At 39.3% G+C, this 15916-nt stretch carries 13 protein-coding genes; 5 read left to right on the top strand and 8 right to left on the bottom strand.

Annotated elements, in window-relative coordinates; genetic code table 11:
* Positions 1–16 precede the first annotated feature (16 nt).
* Both EHO58_RS17210 and EHO58_RS17205 read left to right on the top strand, forming a co-directional pair.
* Positions 17–793 carry a helix-turn-helix domain-containing protein gene (locus EHO58_RS17210; RefSeq protein WP_135680747.1) on the top strand — a complete coding sequence of 259 codons (777 nt, stop codon included), beginning with the start codon at positions 17–19 and terminating at the stop codon, positions 791–793.
* A gap of 66 nt (positions 794–859) precedes the next feature.
* Entirely contained in the window at positions 860–1174 is a 315-nt protein-coding gene (locus EHO58_RS17205) for an antibiotic biosynthesis monooxygenase (RefSeq protein WP_135680746.1), read from the top strand.
* A gap of 49 nt (positions 1175–1223) precedes the next feature.
* On the opposite strand, the gene EHO58_RS17200 is transcribed toward EHO58_RS17205, so the two are convergent.
* The 4 genes from EHO58_RS17200 to mgtE all read right to left on the bottom strand — a co-directional run bounded on the left by EHO58_RS17200 (position 1224) and on the right by mgtE (position 5348).
* A complete protein-coding gene (locus EHO58_RS17200) occupies positions 1224–2180 on the bottom strand; it encodes a cytochrome c (protein ID WP_135680745.1) in 957 nt (318 codons plus the stop codon).
* A gap of 38 nt (positions 2181–2218) precedes the next feature.
* Positions 2219–3193, bottom strand: coding sequence for an NAD(P)-dependent alcohol dehydrogenase (locus EHO58_RS17195; RefSeq protein ID WP_135680744.1), 975 nt, complete (start codon positions 3191–3193; stop codon positions 2219–2221).
* A 66-nt stretch (positions 3194–3259) separates the two neighbouring features.
* Positions 3260–3904, bottom strand: a complete 645-nt coding sequence (locus EHO58_RS17190) for an LA_2219 family laminin/E-cadherin/plasminogen-binding protein (RefSeq protein WP_135680743.1) — start codon at positions 3902–3904, stop codon at positions 3260–3262.
* Between the two features lie 49 nt (positions 3905–3953).
* Positions 3954–5348, bottom strand: a complete 1395-nt coding sequence (gene mgtE / locus EHO58_RS17185; protein WP_135626623.1) for a magnesium transporter — start codon at positions 5346–5348, stop codon at positions 3954–3956.
* 137 nt (positions 5349–5485) lie between these two features.
* Between mgtE and EHO58_RS17180 the strand changes: the two genes are divergently transcribed.
* Together EHO58_RS17180 and EHO58_RS17175 are read left to right on the top strand one after the other, a co-directional pair.
* Positions 5486–6517 carry an OmpA/MotB family protein gene (locus EHO58_RS17180; RefSeq protein ID WP_135626622.1) on the top strand — a complete coding sequence of 344 codons (1032 nt, stop codon included), beginning with the start codon at positions 5486–5488 and terminating at the stop codon, positions 6515–6517.
* 14 nt (positions 6518–6531) lie between these two features.
* Positions 6532–7548: a cation diffusion facilitator family transporter gene (locus EHO58_RS17175; RefSeq protein WP_135680742.1), complete on the top strand. Its 1017-nt coding sequence runs from the start codon at positions 6532–6534 to the stop codon at positions 7546–7548.
* Here EHO58_RS17175 and EHO58_RS17170 read toward each other — a convergent pair.
* Positions 7545–8603 carry an acyl-CoA dehydrogenase family protein gene (locus EHO58_RS17170; RefSeq protein WP_135680741.1) on the bottom strand — a complete coding sequence of 353 codons (1059 nt, stop codon included), beginning with the start codon at positions 8601–8603 and terminating at the stop codon, positions 7545–7547. The two genes, EHO58_RS17175 and EHO58_RS17170, sit on opposite strands and share 4 nt — an antisense overlap.
* A 9-nt stretch (positions 8604–8612) precedes the next feature.
* Entirely contained in the window at positions 8613–11447 is a 2835-nt protein-coding gene (uvrA, locus tag EHO58_RS17165) for an excinuclease ABC subunit UvrA (protein WP_135680740.1), read from the bottom strand.
* Between the two features lie 128 nt (positions 11448–11575).
* Between uvrA and EHO58_RS17160 the strand changes: the two genes are divergently transcribed.
* On the top strand, positions 11576–13288 hold the full coding sequence (locus tag EHO58_RS17160) for a S49 family peptidase (RefSeq protein ID WP_135680739.1): 1713 nt from the start codon (positions 11576–11578) through the stop codon (positions 13286–13288).
* Positions 13289–13290: 2 nt separating this feature from the next.
* On the opposite strand, the gene EHO58_RS17155 is transcribed toward EHO58_RS17160, so the two are convergent.
* A complete protein-coding gene (locus EHO58_RS17155) occupies positions 13291–14223 on the bottom strand; it encodes an L-threonylcarbamoyladenylate synthase (RefSeq protein WP_135680738.1) in 933 nt (310 codons plus the stop codon).
* The gene (locus EHO58_RS17150; protein WP_135680737.1) at positions 14210–15799 is read right to left on the bottom strand and encodes a glycosyl hydrolase family 18 protein; all 1590 of its coding nucleotides are present in this window, start codon (positions 15797–15799) and stop codon (positions 14210–14212) included. Before EHO58_RS17150 ends, EHO58_RS17155 begins: the two co-directional genes overlap by 14 nt.
* Positions 15800–15916 lie beyond the last annotated feature (117 nt).

Genomic DNA, 15916 nt, shown 5'->3' with positions numbered 1-15916 from the left:
CTGTAAGAATCCTCTCATGAACGTTGAGACATTTTTACCAAGTAAAAATTTGCAACCGTATGTTCGCCAATTCTTGATCATTGAAAGCGAAGACGGAATGCAGAACAAAATTCTGCCTGGATCTTCTCTGGTCATTTCATTTAGGATCTCCGGGAAAATTGCTCATAAGGAGAAAGACCAAGAGAATATTCTTCCTATGTCCGGGATCACTGGACTTAGACGTATTCCTAGATTGATCGAATATTCTAAAAATGCATCTACTTTATTAGTAATCTTTGAAGAAGGTGGAGCTGCAAATTTTATTAAGGAACCACTTCATAATTTATTCGAATTGAATCTGTCCTTGGACAATTTGATCTCATCCAAAAAAATCTCGGAAACAGAAGAGAAACTTTTCTTAACAAAAACGAATCTTGAAAAAATTTCCATAGTGGAGAAATTCCTGATCTCGGAATGGGTCGGATCTAAAAACGACAATTTAATCTTAGATTCGATACGAAAGATCAGAAAATCCAAAGGAAATCTAAAAATAGCGGATTTACTGAAAGGAATGCCTATTAGTAGGGATTCTTATGAAAAAAGATTTAGAGAAATAATCGGAACAAGCCCCAAACAATTTTCCGTCCTAGTTAGAATGAGAAACTTTATAGATTCGTATTCTTCTCAGATCAGTTTAACGGAATCGGCTCAGAATGCCGGATACTTTGACCAGGCTCATTTTATCAGAGACTTCAAAACTTTCACAGACGCAACGCCGAAACAGTTTTTTAAACTTTCCACACCTTACTGGTAAAATCCTGAATTTTTACAATTTTTGATCTTTCGGATAGAGTATTCTATTTCTAAGAGGAGAGCAAAAATGCAAAAAGTACTGATCGATACATTCATCGTTCCTAAAAAATCCGAGTTAGAATTTTTCAATCGTGTCAAGGTGAATCGGAACTTCATTAAAAACCTTCCAGGCTTTATACAAGACTCATCGTATATCCGTGAGAAAAGTTCAAACGAGATCCAATTTGTAACTGTAGCAAGTTGGGAAAATGAAGAAGCAATTTCTAATGCAAAAAAGGAAGTACAAGCATCCTATCAAAAAGAAGGTTTTGATATGCCGGGAATGTTAGAAAGACTTGGGATATCTATTGAACGAGGGATTTTTGACGTATCGAAAAGTTAAGAGGGATGATTTCGAAGAAGGGAGAATTCCTCCCTTCTTCTTAACCAACTTAGTTAGTAATTTTATTTTTAATAGCCGGTACAGTTTGCAAATAAGCAAATATAGCAGCTAAATCTTCCTCAGTCATTCCTGCATACATAGTCCAAGGCATAATCGTTTGGAATTCACCCTCTTTTATGGAATGAGGTTTGTATTTAGGAAGTTCCATTTCCTTAAATCTTTTAACAAACTGAGCCTCAGTCCAATTACCAAGTCCTGTTTCTTTATCCGGGGTAAGATTTGCGGAAATAATTTTAGTTCCGTTTCCTAGAGGGAATTCAAATCCTCCGGCAAGTTCCATTCCAGCAATAGGTTTTCCTTTATCCTGTTTTGTATGACATTCAGTACAAGCGGCAGCAACGAATAGATATTTTCCGTAAGAAACCTTATCATTCTTATCCGGAAGTTTCCCGAATTTTGCAGGACTAGGTATTGTTCTTAAGATCAGGTTAAACGGAAAATCAGGTTTAGAAATAGGATTTTTCTTTTCAATCGGCTCTAAACTTCTTAAGTAAGAAATGATAGAAATTAGATCTTCTTTGTCCATTTGCCCATACGCAGGGTGAGGCATAACCGGAAATAACGCATTTCCTTCCTTATTGATCCCGCTAGAAATCGCTCTTAAAATTTCTCCATCAGTCCATTTACCCAAGGCACTTGGAGTAATATTCGGTGCAACGAAAGAGCCAGGAAATCCAAGCTTTTGATCAAAAACTTCTCCACCTTCTCCCAATGTCTTAGGGATTAACGGTCCGGAATATTTAGACCATTCACGAATGGAATGGCAATCCATACATGCAGATACATGGTTGGCGAGATATTTTCCTCTTTGTATACGTTCTGGATTGTTTCCTACAGAAATTTCCGGAGCAGGTTCTGCATTTGGAAATTTAAAATATAAAAATCCAATCACCGATACCGGTAAAAGGATGATTAACACTCCAATAAGCTTCAAAATTCTTTTCATTCACAGTTCCTTTTTATTTTTCAATCAATCAGACAGATTTATGATACTGTTATGATTACTTTACCAGCTGCGTGGCCTTGTTCAACGTATTGGATAGCTTGCGGGACTTCTTCCAATTTGTATCGTTTATCAATTACCGATTTGATCTTACCTGATTCCATGAGTTGGGATAAAAAAATAAGATCTTTTTGATTCGGCTCGGAAGAAGCAGCAATAATCTTTTGAGTACCTCTTAGAGAGATGAAAGGCCCCAAAAGTAAAGCTTGGAATAATTGAGCAGTGCCTCCTCCAGCCATGACATATCTTCCTTTCGGATTTAAAGCACTCTTATATTCTGAAAGAGAACGGTATCCATTCACGCCAACTATTAGGTCGTATTTTTTTCCGTTTTGGATAAAGTCTTCCTTGGTATAGTCGATTACCTGATCGGCTCCGAGTGATTTTGACTGTTCCATTTTAGAAGTGCTACAGACCGCTGTAACGTCTGCCCCGAAATACTTTGCAAGCTGTATCGCGAATGTTCCAACACCTCCGGATGCTCCGTTTATCAGAACTTTTTGCCCCGCTTCTATCTTACCGAAATCTCTTAAAGAATGTAAAGCGGTCATTCCAGCCAGAGGTAAAGCAACTATATCATCGAAAGATATATTAGAAGGTTTTAAAACGAATTCATCTTCTTTGCCACATTTGTATTCAGCGAACGCGCCAAACCCGCTTGCAAAAACATCTCCGAACACTTCGACACCAGGACGGAACTTAGTTACATTCTGTCCGACCGCTTCTACAATTCCGGCAACATCTGCGCCTAATATCGAAAATTTTTTAGGTTTGAAAAGACCGGCGTAAAAGCGAACCAAGAAAGGATCCGCCTTCATCATACGCCAATCGGCAGCATTCACGGAAGCAGTTTTGACTCTTACGAGGACTTCATTTTCCTTAGGTGTAGGTTTTTGAACTTCTTTATATTGAAGTACATCAGAAGATCCATACTTCTCGTATATTATTGCTTTCATTTGTATATCTATACCGGGAATCTACTGATTCGGACACAATCTATAGAAAGAAATTGATAAGGTAGTCTACCTCTTCTTGACTTCGCCTTTAAGTTCTTCTTTTACAGTATCTCTAGTCGTATTGGATTTATTTTCCAATTTAATAGTATAATGGATCTGATACTTTGTAACCACCGGCTTCTCTTCGGAATGTTCCATGGACCAACGGGTCACATCATTCTGGATAATTTTTGCCAGGTTATTAATCCTCGGAACTCTGGTGTTAAAACGAATCGTTTCAACGGCTCCGGTATTTCCATTCAGGATCACTAAGATGATCCCATCATCATTAAAATTGATCCTATTATATTTTACTAATTCTTCGCTGATCAGTGCGTCTCCGCCCTTATCCACTTTTCTGCGAATATACTTAGAACCTCTGATCTGTCGGACCTGATAAGACTCACTTGTAATATGTACCCTGAAATATTCAGAACTGTCTTTAGACTGACTTTGGAAAGAGATAGGATCAGTAGTACTGATCTTCACTTCTCTACCTTCTTCGTCTATGATATCCTCGCTGTCTCCTGCCGGATTAGGAAGGACTTCTCCTTTAGGAGTTTCCGGGGTATGGGAAGTCGGTCCTCCGGAGCTGATACAAGAAATGAATGATAAACAATATAAAACCGCAAAACCGGCTAAAAAAGTTCGGAAAACCGAAACGCGAAACATTGGCCTCTCCTATCCAAGGAAATTTATTATTTTATGCGAAATATTCCAACTATACCAAATATTGCAAGAATAGTGTGGCAAGCCCCAAGAAACAGAAGAAGCCAAAGGTATCCGTTGTCATCGTAACAAAAATGGAAGATGCGATCGCTGGATCTATTTTTAAAAGTTTTAGACCCATAGGAACGCAGGCACCCACCAAAGCAGCAACGATCAAATTCGCAAGCATAGCTAAAAATATAACAAATCCGAGAACAGGTTTACCGAAGAAAAAATAAACCGCGAGCCCGGTAATTGAGCCGATCGTGATCCCGTTTATTAATCCGATCAGACTTTCCTTTCGGAAAGCAGTCGTCCAGTTGGAAACACTTAGGTCCCCTGTGGCTATATTTCGGACTACCACAGTAATAGATTGTGTTCCTGCATTTCCACCCATACCGGCTACTATAGGCATCAGAGCCGCCAGGAAAACCAAGGACTGGATCGTATCTTCGAAAAAGGATACCATGGTGGAAGCAAGGGTTGCAGTTCCCAAATTAAATACCAGCCATACCAGCCTTCTTCGGATCGAGTCCCAGATAGAAGTGTTTAATCTCTCTTCTTCCGAAACCCCTGCCATCCTCAAAATGTCTTCGGAAGCTTCTTCCTGAACGATATCCAAAATATCGTCTACGGTGATCCTGCCGATGATCCGGTCCAGATCGTCTACCACCGCAGCGGAAACTAAGTCGTATTTTCGGAATATACGGGCCACTTCTTCCTGGTCCGTATCATAATGAATGGAGAATGCTTCTTCCTTTACGAGCCTACTTGCCTTTTGGTTGAGAGGTGCGAGGAATAGGTCCTTTAGTCTGATAAATCCTTTTAGATGATTCTCAGCGTCAGTTACATAGAGAAGATAGATATCTTCCGTCTCTTTAGCGACCCTTCTTAATTTGATAATCGCTTTTCTGACTGTGTCTGTTTCGTAAGCGGAAGCGAACTCAGTCGTCATCAAACGACCTGCAGTATATTCCCTAAAATTCAGTTGTTTTCGGATCTGAGAAGAATCTTCCCGATCCAAGGAATTCAGAATTTCCTCCGCCTTATCCTTTGGGATCTCGGAGATCAGATTTGTAACATCATCCGGCTCCAGATTTTCGACGATAGGAGAGATCTCCTTCATATTCAGACGGGAGATCAAATCCGCCTGTAAATCCTCATCGAACTCGACTAAGATCTCAGACTGCTGTTCAGAATCACAAAGTTTAAATACGTAAAATGCGTCGTCTATATCCAGTTTTTCCAGGACTTCGGCGATATCGGCTGGGTGATTGGAAGAAGTAAAACTGAGTAGGAACTTATTGTCCTTTTGTTCTACCTTTTCTAGGAAGGAATCCATCCAATCCGCAGAATGTGGATTTGCCTTCAGGGAAGAAGTTTCCTTAGTGCTATTTGTTTCGTCCATGCGGCGTCCCTCCCCCTATGACAGAATCCTGATGGAATTTATCGGTTCAATGAATTTACTGATTTTTGGTACAAGAGTTTTTCATTTGACTGGGGGCTTGCAGCCTTAGAATAGAACCTAGTTTTCCCTATCTGACTATGAAACCTTTTTTTTTCCGACTTACTCCCGTTCTTCTAATCCTATTTTCTTTGCCGATATTTTCGGACGCTTTTTATTTCCCTTGGGAATACAATAAACTCTATAATGAGAATGCGACTCTCAGAATTGAGTTAGACTCTCTCAGACTCCGTTACAGGAACGAGACTGAAAACGCTAAAAAAGAAAAACTCAGCCTCGATGCCAGGATCCAAAATTTAGAAGAACAACTCTCAGGCGAAAAATCCTTCCGGGAAAAGGACAGGGAACTTGCCGCAGAACTGATCCGTGCACTTGAAAATCAGATCGCACTTCTAAAAGCAAAAAGTGGAAATAAAGAAAAAGAACTGATCGAAGAAAACGAAAAGCAGTCCAAAAAATACCAGGACCTGATCTCGGAATTAAAGTCCGAGTTAGAAAAAGAAAGACTAGGCTGTATCCGCAGAATGGATGAACTCAAAAGAGAATATGAGTCCAAAATTGCAAGTTTGGAAGCAAGGATCAAAGAATTAGAAGATAGTCTTTCCAAACTCAAAAATCTAAACGAGGACCAAAAAAGGGAATTAAATCGTTTAGCAGAACAGGCAAACGAACTGGAATCTAAACTTTCCGGTGAGATCGCTAAAGGGCAGATCCGAGTAAAACGTTTTCATAATAGACTAGTCATCAATATAGATGATCAAATCTCTTTCGATTCCGGCTCCGCGGATTTGAAAAAACAGATCTTCCCAGCTTTAGACAAGATCAAAGAAATTTTGGTAAAATATCCTGGCAACCTGATCATTGTAGAAGGCCATACGGATAATATTCCGATACGTACTAAAAAGTTTAACGATAACTGGCAATTGTCTACCGAGAGAGCTCTTTCCGTAGTTCGTTTCTTGTTAGAGAGTAAAAACTTAGATGCGAGAAACTTCTCCGTAGCAGGTTATGGGGAACATCAGCCAATCGTTTCTAACGATACTCCTGAAAATCGTTCCTTGAACAGAAGAGTAGATATCGTTCTGGAACCACAAAGTGGTAAGGGTCACTAAGGCTCCCCTCAACTTTGAAAAAAGATACTAATTCATCCTCTAATTTAGAACCTTTTGCGAGACAGGCAATTCTTCGTCCCAAAAGAAAGGATACATTACGCAGTTTACTTTTTGCATTCTTTCTTTCCATAGGGATCTTTTCCTGGGAGATATTCGGTTCCACTCAAAGTAAAAGTTTGGCACTTCTTGCAGACGCAGGACATGTAATCTCGGATTCATTTGCGTTTTTATTAAGTATATTTGCAGTTTTGGTCTCTGACAAAAAACCGAATACAAAAATGAATTTCGGCTTCTTCAGGGTAGAAGTTTTTGCAGCATTTTTAAATTCGATCCTGATATCCGGAATTTCGATTTTTATTATATACGAAGCGGTCCAAAGATTCCGCCACCAGGAAGAAATTGTTACTGAATCCATGTTGGTTTTCAGTTTGGGAACTATCGGATTAAATCTGATCTCTGTTTGGCTTTTAAAAAGAATTTCATCAGACAATATCAATCTAAGAACTGCCTACCTTCATGTATTGAATGACCTATTCGGCACAATAGCGGTTTTAGTAGGCGCAATTCTAATTCGTTTATTTGCTTGGACATGGATTGATCCACTTCTCAGTTTGGTTCTTTCTATTTTTATTTTAAGAGCTGCAGCCGTAATCTTAAAAGAAAGTTTGATGATCCTGTTAGAATCTTCTCCAACTTTTGACGAATGGGATCATTTAAAAAAGGACCTTTTACATATCAAAGGAGTGGATTCACTTCTTTCCGCTCATACCTGGACCTTAACGAAAGGGATCCATGCTTGTGCGTTTAGGGTCCAAATCACTAAAGAATCTGATTCTAAAAAGATCTTAAAAGAAGCTTACGAACTTTTGAGAGGAGAATGGAAATTCGAACAGATCTATCTGCAATTAGAAGACCCTTCTATCACTCATACGATTGATGGGATTATCGCTAAAACTCTACACGATATCGATTCTGAAGAATGGGGACATCATCACCATACTCACGATCATCCTGCTCACCATCATCATTAGAGGTTTCCGAATTTTCTCCAGCTTTTGGACTGTTTAAGCCTGTTCTTAATATAAACAGGACTTCTGGCAGGATGGATTGTGCAGAATAATCCTAGATCAGGATATTCCTTTTTATAATCGAAGTTCGGAATAGATTCTAAAATAGAGATACATTCATCCAGGATTGCCTCGTATCCGTAAGGATGGTCTTCTTCTATTTTATAAGTTGGATCCTTGTCTTTTTTGTCGGAAATCTCTAAACATTTTCCATATAGAAGTCCACTTAAGTCCCAAAGTTTTCCTAAAACGGAAAATCTTTCTCTGGATTCACTTCCTTGGCTTAAGTCGGATACAATTTTACGAATGGCTCCACAGAATAGAACCGCAGCTGATAACATTTCAGAAAGATGGATATCGGCGCCTAATTTTGTATAATCTTCTATAAAATGATAATGAGACGGTATTTTGAAATTTTCACCGGTGATCTTACAATGAGTCGCTTCTCTGGCAACATCCAGATAGACTTCCTCGATCTTTAAACCAGGGAAATCTCGTGGAATAAAAAAGACTCCGAAACGATTCTGCTCCTCTTCCTTGGCAACGACCAGATAACCTTCCGCGTCGGCTCCGTTGGTCACGAATCCTTTATGAAAATTTAATTCTATTTCTCCGCTGGAAAGAACTTTTGCGGTAGATTTTAGATTGGTGAGTTTTCCCATCCAGCCCGGCTCACTCACTCCCAGTCCTAAGATCCCAAGACCACTTACTAATCTATCTTGTAGTTCGGATGCCAATTTCTTGGATTCCGGGTTGGTAGAAGCTCCTGCTTCGGAGCCAATTACTAATTTTAGGATCTTTCCGGCGACATTTGTCTGCGCCATCAATCCTACCCCTACTCCAATACCATGAGGGAAAGAAGGAATTAATATTAACTTTTCGTGAAATGCTCGGAAACCACCATCCTTTAGAGCATTCAGTAAGCCTGCCTTTGCAATATCAGGCAAGGAAGACTTATAAACGGATCTAAATTCTCCCGGAGGAAAGGAAGAAAGTTTTTCTCTTAATTCTTTCATCATTGGAGGATGTTAACCCGCCTTCTTCCCTGGATTTCCTAAAACTTTTTTCAGATATTGACCTGTAAAAGATTCTTTGACCTTTGCAATCTCTGTTGGAGTTCCTTCAGCGATAATTTTTCCGCCTCCTTCTCCTCCTTCCGGTCCTAAATCTATGATCCAATCCGCTTGTTTGATTACATCCAGATTATGCTCGATGACTATCATAGAATTTCCACGGTCCACAAGCATATGCAAAACAGTCATCAAATGTCTAACGTCCTCAAAATGAAGTCCTGTGGTAGGTTCATCCAGGATGTATAATGTTTTTCCTGTAGGTCTTTTGGATAATTCAGTGGCAAGTTTGATCCTTTGGGCTTCTCCACCTGAGAATGTTGTGGCGGGTTGTCCCAATTTGATATAACCAAGCCCTACTTCGCCTAAGGTTTCCAGTTTTCTCTTTAATGCAGGAATATTCTCGAAAAATGGAACTGAATCTTCTACGGTCATTTCCAGGATCTCGTAGATATTCTTACCTTTATAACGAACTTCTAATGTTTCTTGGTTATAACGTTTTCCTTTACAAACATCGCAGGTTACATACACATCAGGAAGGAAGTGCATCTCTATTTTTAAGATACCGTCTCCCTCGCAGGTTTCGCATCTTCCTCCGCTTACATTAAAACTAAATCTTCCGGGAGAATAACCTCTGAGTTTAGATTCTTCTAACTGAGCGAACATATCACGTACTACAGTGAAAAGTCCTGTATAAGTTGCAGGATTGGATCTAGGAGTCCTACCGATCGGGGATTGATCTATATTGATGATCTTATCAATTTCTTCGAGGCCTGTGATCTTCTCATGTTTTCCCCATACGGTTCTCATTTTCATTACTTTATGAGCCGCCGCATTGTATAAGATATCGTTGATGAGAGTAGATTTTCCCGAACCGGAAACACCTGTCACTACGATCAGTTTTCCAAGAGGGATCTCTACACTTACGTTTTTAAGATTATTCTCTTTGGCGTTTACGATCTTAAGTTTTTTTCCGTTTCCTGGTCGTACATTTTTAGGAACCGGAATAAATTCTTTTCCGGATAAAAACTTACCTGTAAGTGAGTTTTTGTTTTTAGAAACTTCTTCAGGAGTTCCGGAACAAACAATCGTTCCACCATGAACACCTGCTCCCGGTCCCATATCGATCAACCAGTCAGCTTCTTCCATGGTTTCCTGGTCATGTTCTACTACCAAAACAGTATTTCCTAGGTCTCTCAGCTCTTTAAGAGTATTGACGAGCTTAGTATTATCTCTTTGGTGAAGACCAATAGAAGGTTCATCTAATATATATAATACACCTTGAAGCCTAGATCCGATCTGAGTAGCAAGTCTGATCCTTTGAGCTTCTCCACCGGAAAGAGTTCCGGCAGCACGCTCTAAACTTAAGTATCCAACACCAACATCATTCAAGAATGTAAGTCTTTGTTGGATTTCTTTTAAGATAGGTCTCGCGATTACTTCTTCACTTCCCTTAGGTTTCATTGATTTTACGAAATCTAAACCTTTCTCGACGCTAAAAGCGGAGAATTTATCAATTGTTAAACCGTTTACTTCCACATGAAGGCTTACAGGTCTCAGTCGTTTTCCTTCGCAGGCAGGACAATGGTGGTTGGTCATATATCCTTCCAGTTGCTGACGTCTTGCCTCGGAACCTTCTTTATATCTTCTTTTTAAATTAGGGATCACACCTTCGAATTCCCTACTGAATTCATAATGTGATTTTTCATTTCTGAAATCGTAATCTATTTTGAGATTTTTATCTCCATAAAGGATGGTATCCCTTACTTTTTTAGGAAGATCCTTCCAAGGAATATTATAATCGAACTTAAGCTTTTTAGCCAAAGAGTGAACGGTTGTTAAAAACCAATAACTATTACTCTTCGCGCCCGCCCATGCTTCTATACAACCTTCGACCAGAGAAAGTTCTGAATCCGTAATTAAAAGATCCTCATCGAATTCTAAAAGGCTTCCTAGTCCATCGCAGGTTTCGCAGGCTCCGAACGGAGAGTTAAATGAAAATAACCTAGGAGAAAGTTCAGGTAAAGATTCTTCCGGGTGATTAGGGCAGGAAAGTTTTTGGGAGAATGTATGGTCCTTCTTCCCATCGTCCATGAGAAGAATTCCCTCCGATTGTTTAAGAGCAGTCTCGACAGAGTCGGTCAAACGAGAACGGATCCCGTCTTTAATCACAAGACGATCCACCACTATCTCGATCGTTGCCTTAAAACTTTTTTTAAGGACAATCTCTTCGTCTAAAGTTTTGATCTCACCGTTCAGACGAATTCTATTAAATCCGTCTTTTCTGATCTTCTCCAGAACATCTTTATGCTCTCCCTTCTTACCGGAAACGATCGGCGCTAAAATTTGGATCTTGGTTCCATCCGGAAAATTTAGGATCCTTTCTGTGATTTGATCGATGGAGAGAGATTGGATCGGAGTTCCACAAATAGGACAATGAGGTTTCCCCACCCTCGCGTAAAGAAGACGAAGATAATCATAGATCTCAGTCACAGTTCCTACAGTGGATCTTGGGTTACGATGTGTGGTTTTCTGTTCTATAGAAATTGCGGGAGAAAGTCCTTCGATCAGATCCAGATCAGGTTTTTCCATCTGGCCCAAAAATTGTCTAGCATAAGCGGAAAGACTTTCTACATATCTTCTCTGTCCTTCTGCATAGATCGTATCGAAAGCAAGAGAAGATTTACCTGAACCGGAAAGTCCAGTGATCACCACGAGTTTATCCCGTGGAATATCCACATTGATATTTTTAAGATTATGCTCCCGAGCTCCTCGGATGCGGATATGATCCAAACGAATAACCCTCTCTTAGGTTTCAGATAAATTCTGGAAAGCCAGGCTGAAAAGCGGTTTTCCTTCCGTAATTTTACGTTTTCCGGAATAAATGTCCGTTTTACTTTGGTCGCCAAAAGGAATTTCCAATGTTTAGAATTCTGTTCTCTCTTGTATTTTTACCGATCCGGATTTTGTTCCAAGGATTTAGGATCTTGTCCTGGATCATCCGCAAAGGAGATCATTTCTATTTGGAAATTCCTTCTTCCTTCTCCTTTGATAAAAAATCTTTTTTCGTCAAACTATTGGTTCCTAAAGAAGAAGCTCCCTTCTTGGTAGATTTTTTATTGGGATTAAAGGCCTTAACTAAAGTCCCAGGTTTGAAAAAAGTTTCTTTCCATATTTCCAATCCTGAATACGGATTTGGAGAAGTTTGGAATATTTGCGAAGCAATCCAAACATTGAATGAAAAAGGAATTGAAACTTCCGGTTTTTGTTTAGGTGGAGGAACCAAAGCATTACTATTACTTTCTCAGTGCAACTACAGATACTCCTCTTCTGCATCTGAATTTTTCCCTATACTTCCTTCTGCGGAGCCTTACTTTTTTGGAGGCGCTGCTAAAAAGTTCGGTGTGGGTGTAGAAGCGTATGCAAGTGGTGCATTCAAATCATTCGGAGAAACTTTCCAAAGAACATCCTTCTCCGCTCCAGCTCGAAAAAATTTAGAAGCTTTACTCACAGATTATAAAGAGTTACTTTCTAAAGGTTTTAAAAAGTCTTCAAACTTAGATCTGAAAGTTTTAGAAGAACCGATTATCAGTTCTGAAAAATTAAAAAAGATCGGATTTATCACTGACTTTGTGGAAGAAGACGAGTTTGAAGAAAACTATCTATTCGAAAATTATAAAAAAGAAACGGAAACGGATAAACCTAAATATAGAAAACTAAGCCCTAAAGGTTTCAGATTATATCATAAAAAATCCAATTTTTCATTTATCTCCAAATCCGTTCCAATCGTTGCAGTTCTCCCTGTCCAAGGAAATATTCTTCCAGATTTAGGAAGAGAAGAAGATTTCAGATCCAGACAGGTTTCCTTTAGATATTACCAAGAAATTTTTAAAGATTTAAAAGAAGATCCAAAAGTCGCAGCGGTTGTTTTAGAAATGAATTCTCCAGGTGGAAGCGCACTTGTTTCGGAACTTCTATACAGAGAGATCAAAAAACTTGCGAAAGAAAAACCTGTTATCACATACGTATTGAATGTAGCCGCTTCAGGAGGTTATTATCTCTCCTGCGCCACCCAAAAAATCCATGGAACACCGTATTCAATCGTTGGTTCCATCGGTGCAGTGATGATGAGATTCGAATTGAAGAAGCTCTATGATAAATTCGGGGTCCAAAAAGAAAGGATCGGATTTTATCCAAATAGGGATATTCTTTCCGAATACGGAAAACTTTCACCTAAGTCGGAGCAGTTCTTAAGAAAAGAAGTATTAAGATCCAGGGACTTATTCTATAACCGCGTAATTGAATCTAGGAAAACCAGTTTCCAAGAATTAGAAAAACATTACGGAGAAGGTCGTATCTTCTCCGGAGAAACATTCCGTAAATCAGGATTTTTAGATTCCTGTGATTCATTCTTGGATATATTACAGGATTTGAAACAAGAACTAAAATCCAAAAAAATAGATGTACGTTATCTTCCGGGAACTTATAGCTGGAAGGATCTAGTCCAGGACTTAAAACCCGGAATGCAGTTATCCAAGTTTTCTTTCTTTTCTAAGTTAAATGCAGAGAAGAAGCAAAATCCAATGGAGATACTACATCTCTCCGAAATTGCTCAGGAACTATCTAATATATAATGCTATTCTTGAGCCTTTAATATTCTGTTCAAGAGTGCTTCTTTACCGAGTGAGTTTGCAGGTGGGAAACAGTAAATTTTAGAAATCCCTAATCGATCACAATCTCTAAAGAAGGAGTATAAATTTTTCATATACTCGGAGTTATTACGAAGATCCAGAGCAAATTTCCAGCCTCTCGTTAGGCTTATTCCTATGGCAGCCGATTCTCTGTCTGGAGTTTGGTTTTCTGTGAAGACCACCTTTGCCTTAGGTGAATAATGTTTATATTTTACTCCAGGACTCGAAGGAGTTTCTCCTTCTTTTAAGTCACTATAGTTTTCTAGATCAGGAACATGTTTTTGTAATTCTTCCCAACCAAAATAACCGGGGCGAAGAAGTTTAGGTGGAGAAATTGAAAAATCAACAACGGTAGATTCTAAACCTATTTCAGGTTCAGGACCTTTTAAGATCAGATCCACGTATCCATCAAACTCAGAAATAGCATCATCTAATCTTGTGATAGATGGTTGTCCTGAAAGATTTGCAGAAGGAGCAGAAACCGGACCTCCGAAATAAGAAAGCATTTCTAAAGTTTTCGGATTAGAAGGGACTCTTACTGCAATCGTAGTCAGCCCGGTAGAAAAAACGGATTTATCAACCTTCTTCAATACCAAACTTAAAGGACCTGGCATACATTGCCTGATCAGGATCCTTGCACCTTCAGGAACCTCTCCAATATCCGGAATAAGAGCCGGATTCCCTAAATGTACAATTAAAGGATTATCTGCGGGACGGTTTTTAATTTTATAAATTTCTAAACAAGAGGAAAGATTCCGAGCGTCCGCACCAAGACCATAAACAGTCTCGGTAGGAAATAGAACAATCCCTCCCTCTTTCAGAACTTTTGCTGCGAGAGAAGGATCTTCTGTGATGATTGTAACTTTATTTTTTGACAAGATCCTGTGTATTCTTGGCTTCTTCCTGACCTTCTTCCGGAGGAGCCTGTTTTACATCAGGATTCGGACTCTCAGGCAGTTTTTTAGCCTTTGGAACAGGTGGAAGTTTATTAGTCACAAGTAATTCCAAATAATCATTGATACCTGGATCATTATCGGATAATAACTGCCAGAAAGAGAATCCACCAATATCATAAGATCTTAATAGAGTCATTTTCTCTTCGAAAGCTTTTCTGTTCATGAAAAAAGCAACACGATCACAACCTTCCGACTTATACCAGATACTTGGATCCTCATAAGTTTTACCTTGGTGAACCCAGCTAAACTTGGAAAGATTTGTCCACGAATCCGAGTTCTTATTATCCGCTAAAACTTGGGTGATATTAGTAGGTTGTTTGGTCACACCTAATTGTTGGCGTTTTAATGCGTCCGACCAATATACAGCCTTGATCTTCGCATTACAATTTAGCGCCCAATCATATCCGTAAGTTGGGATTGCCATATACAATTTTTTAGCAGGAACTCTTTCTTTTGCGTAAGTGATAATATTTCTGATCCAAACGTTTGGAGCCTGAGGTCCAGGTCCTGGGTTTCTATACTTACGAGGATGAAGTTCGTAAGCCATCACCTTCACACGGTCTGCATGTTTTGCTAAGAATGCGTAATCGTGGGTCATTGGACCTCTCCAATTCTCAGCAAAATCCATATTAATTTTTTCTTTTAAACCCTTACATGCTTTTAGGCCGGTTTTTTTAGCGGCAGTTTTAGGGTGAACGGCTACAGAAAGAAGTTTGCCACGTTTGTGGATTTCTTTCGAAAGAATAACGATGAATTCTTCGAACTTCTCTTTTTTCTCGCAGCTCATTCCTTCATAATCAATATCAATACCGTCGAAACCGTAAGTATCTACTTCGTATAGAATATTCTGGATATGTTTGTCTCTGATATCATTACGTCCGTTCAGACCGATATTCTCTGAGATCTTCTCATTCTTATTTTCCCAGCGGAAAATGGTAGGAATGATCTTTACTCTTGGATTTAAAGACCTAAGTTCTGCAACACGTGCGTGTTTTTGAGCAGATCCCCAAAGAGAATAAAGATCTCCGTTATTAGTCTCTCTTCCTTTAAATCCATAGATAAATGGATGAATCTCATTATATAGATGAACTGTACGTTTCATCGCCTCATAATCTGAGAACCAAGTAGAAGCTCTAAAAGCAGGATCTTCTTCTATTTCAGACTGGAAAGAACTTACAGTATTGGAAGTTCCATCTGACTCGGAAGAAGTATTGTTGGAATTCCACCATTTCTTCCAAGATTCCCAGGCCCCCTCTGTAGGAGCCAGATCTGATTTGAGAGTAGTATTTTGGAATGCTACTTGTTCTGTTCCGGTTTGGGTAGAAGCAGTTTTAGGATCTGCCTTTAGGGCTTGGAGTCCTAGATAAAAAGAAATTCCGGAAAGCAAAAACCAAGTCAGGCTCACTAGGCTTGTTTGCCAGAGAGGCTGCTTTTTAGCTTGGTATGGGACGGGGCGGATCAAGTCCTCTGGGGTGTAAGGTTCATCGTTTGGATTCATTTGAGCTCTATATATTTATCGAATCGCGGGGGCCAAAAGTAAAGCACCGACTGTCTTCCAGTGATTTATAGTTGGTCTGTCTGTCAAACGTTTGTGGGAATCCTATCTGTTCTTTGA

This window comes from Leptospira selangorensis (genome assembly GCF_004769405.1).
Lineage (GTDB): Bacteria > Spirochaetota > Leptospiria > Leptospirales > Leptospiraceae > Leptospira_B > Leptospira_B selangorensis.
Note: the sequence above shows the minus strand (reverse complement) of the source record. Positions and strands in the feature narration are given on the sequence as shown.

Excerpts from the sequence above, each read along its gene's own strand:
- EHO58_RS17150 (WP_135680737.1), bottom strand. The coding sequence starts at position 15,799 with ATGAATCCAAACGATGAACCTTACACCCCAGAGGACTTGATCCGCCCC.
- EHO58_RS17170 (WP_135680741.1), bottom strand. The coding sequence starts at position 8,603 with ATGATGAAAGAATTAAGAGAAAAACTTTCTTCCTTTCCTCCGGGAGAA.
- EHO58_RS17195 (WP_135680744.1), bottom strand. The coding sequence starts at position 3,193 with ATGAAAGCAATAATATACGAGAAGTATGGATCTTCTGATGTACTTCAA.
- mgtE (WP_135626623.1), bottom strand. The coding sequence starts at position 5,348 with ATGGACGAAACAAATAGCACTAAGGAAACTTCTTCCCTGAAGGCAAAT.
- EHO58_RS17210 (WP_135680747.1), top strand. The coding sequence starts at position 17 with ATGAACGTTGAGACATTTTTACCAAGTAAAAATTTGCAACCGTATGTT.
- EHO58_RS17180 (WP_135626622.1), top strand. The coding sequence starts at position 5,486 with ATGAAACCTTTTTTTTTCCGACTTACTCCCGTTCTTCTAATCCTATTT.
- EHO58_RS17190 (WP_135680743.1), bottom strand. The coding sequence starts at position 3,904 with ATGTTTCGCGTTTCGGTTTTCCGAACTTTTTTAGCCGGTTTTGCGGTT.
- EHO58_RS17205 (WP_135680746.1), top strand. The coding sequence starts at position 860 with ATGCAAAAAGTACTGATCGATACATTCATCGTTCCTAAAAAATCCGAG.
- EHO58_RS17200 (WP_135680745.1), bottom strand. The coding sequence starts at position 2,180 with ATGAAAAGAATTTTGAAGCTTATTGGAGTGTTAATCATCCTTTTACCG.
- EHO58_RS17160 (WP_135680739.1), top strand. The coding sequence starts at position 11,576 with ATGTTTAGAATTCTGTTCTCTCTTGTATTTTTACCGATCCGGATTTTG.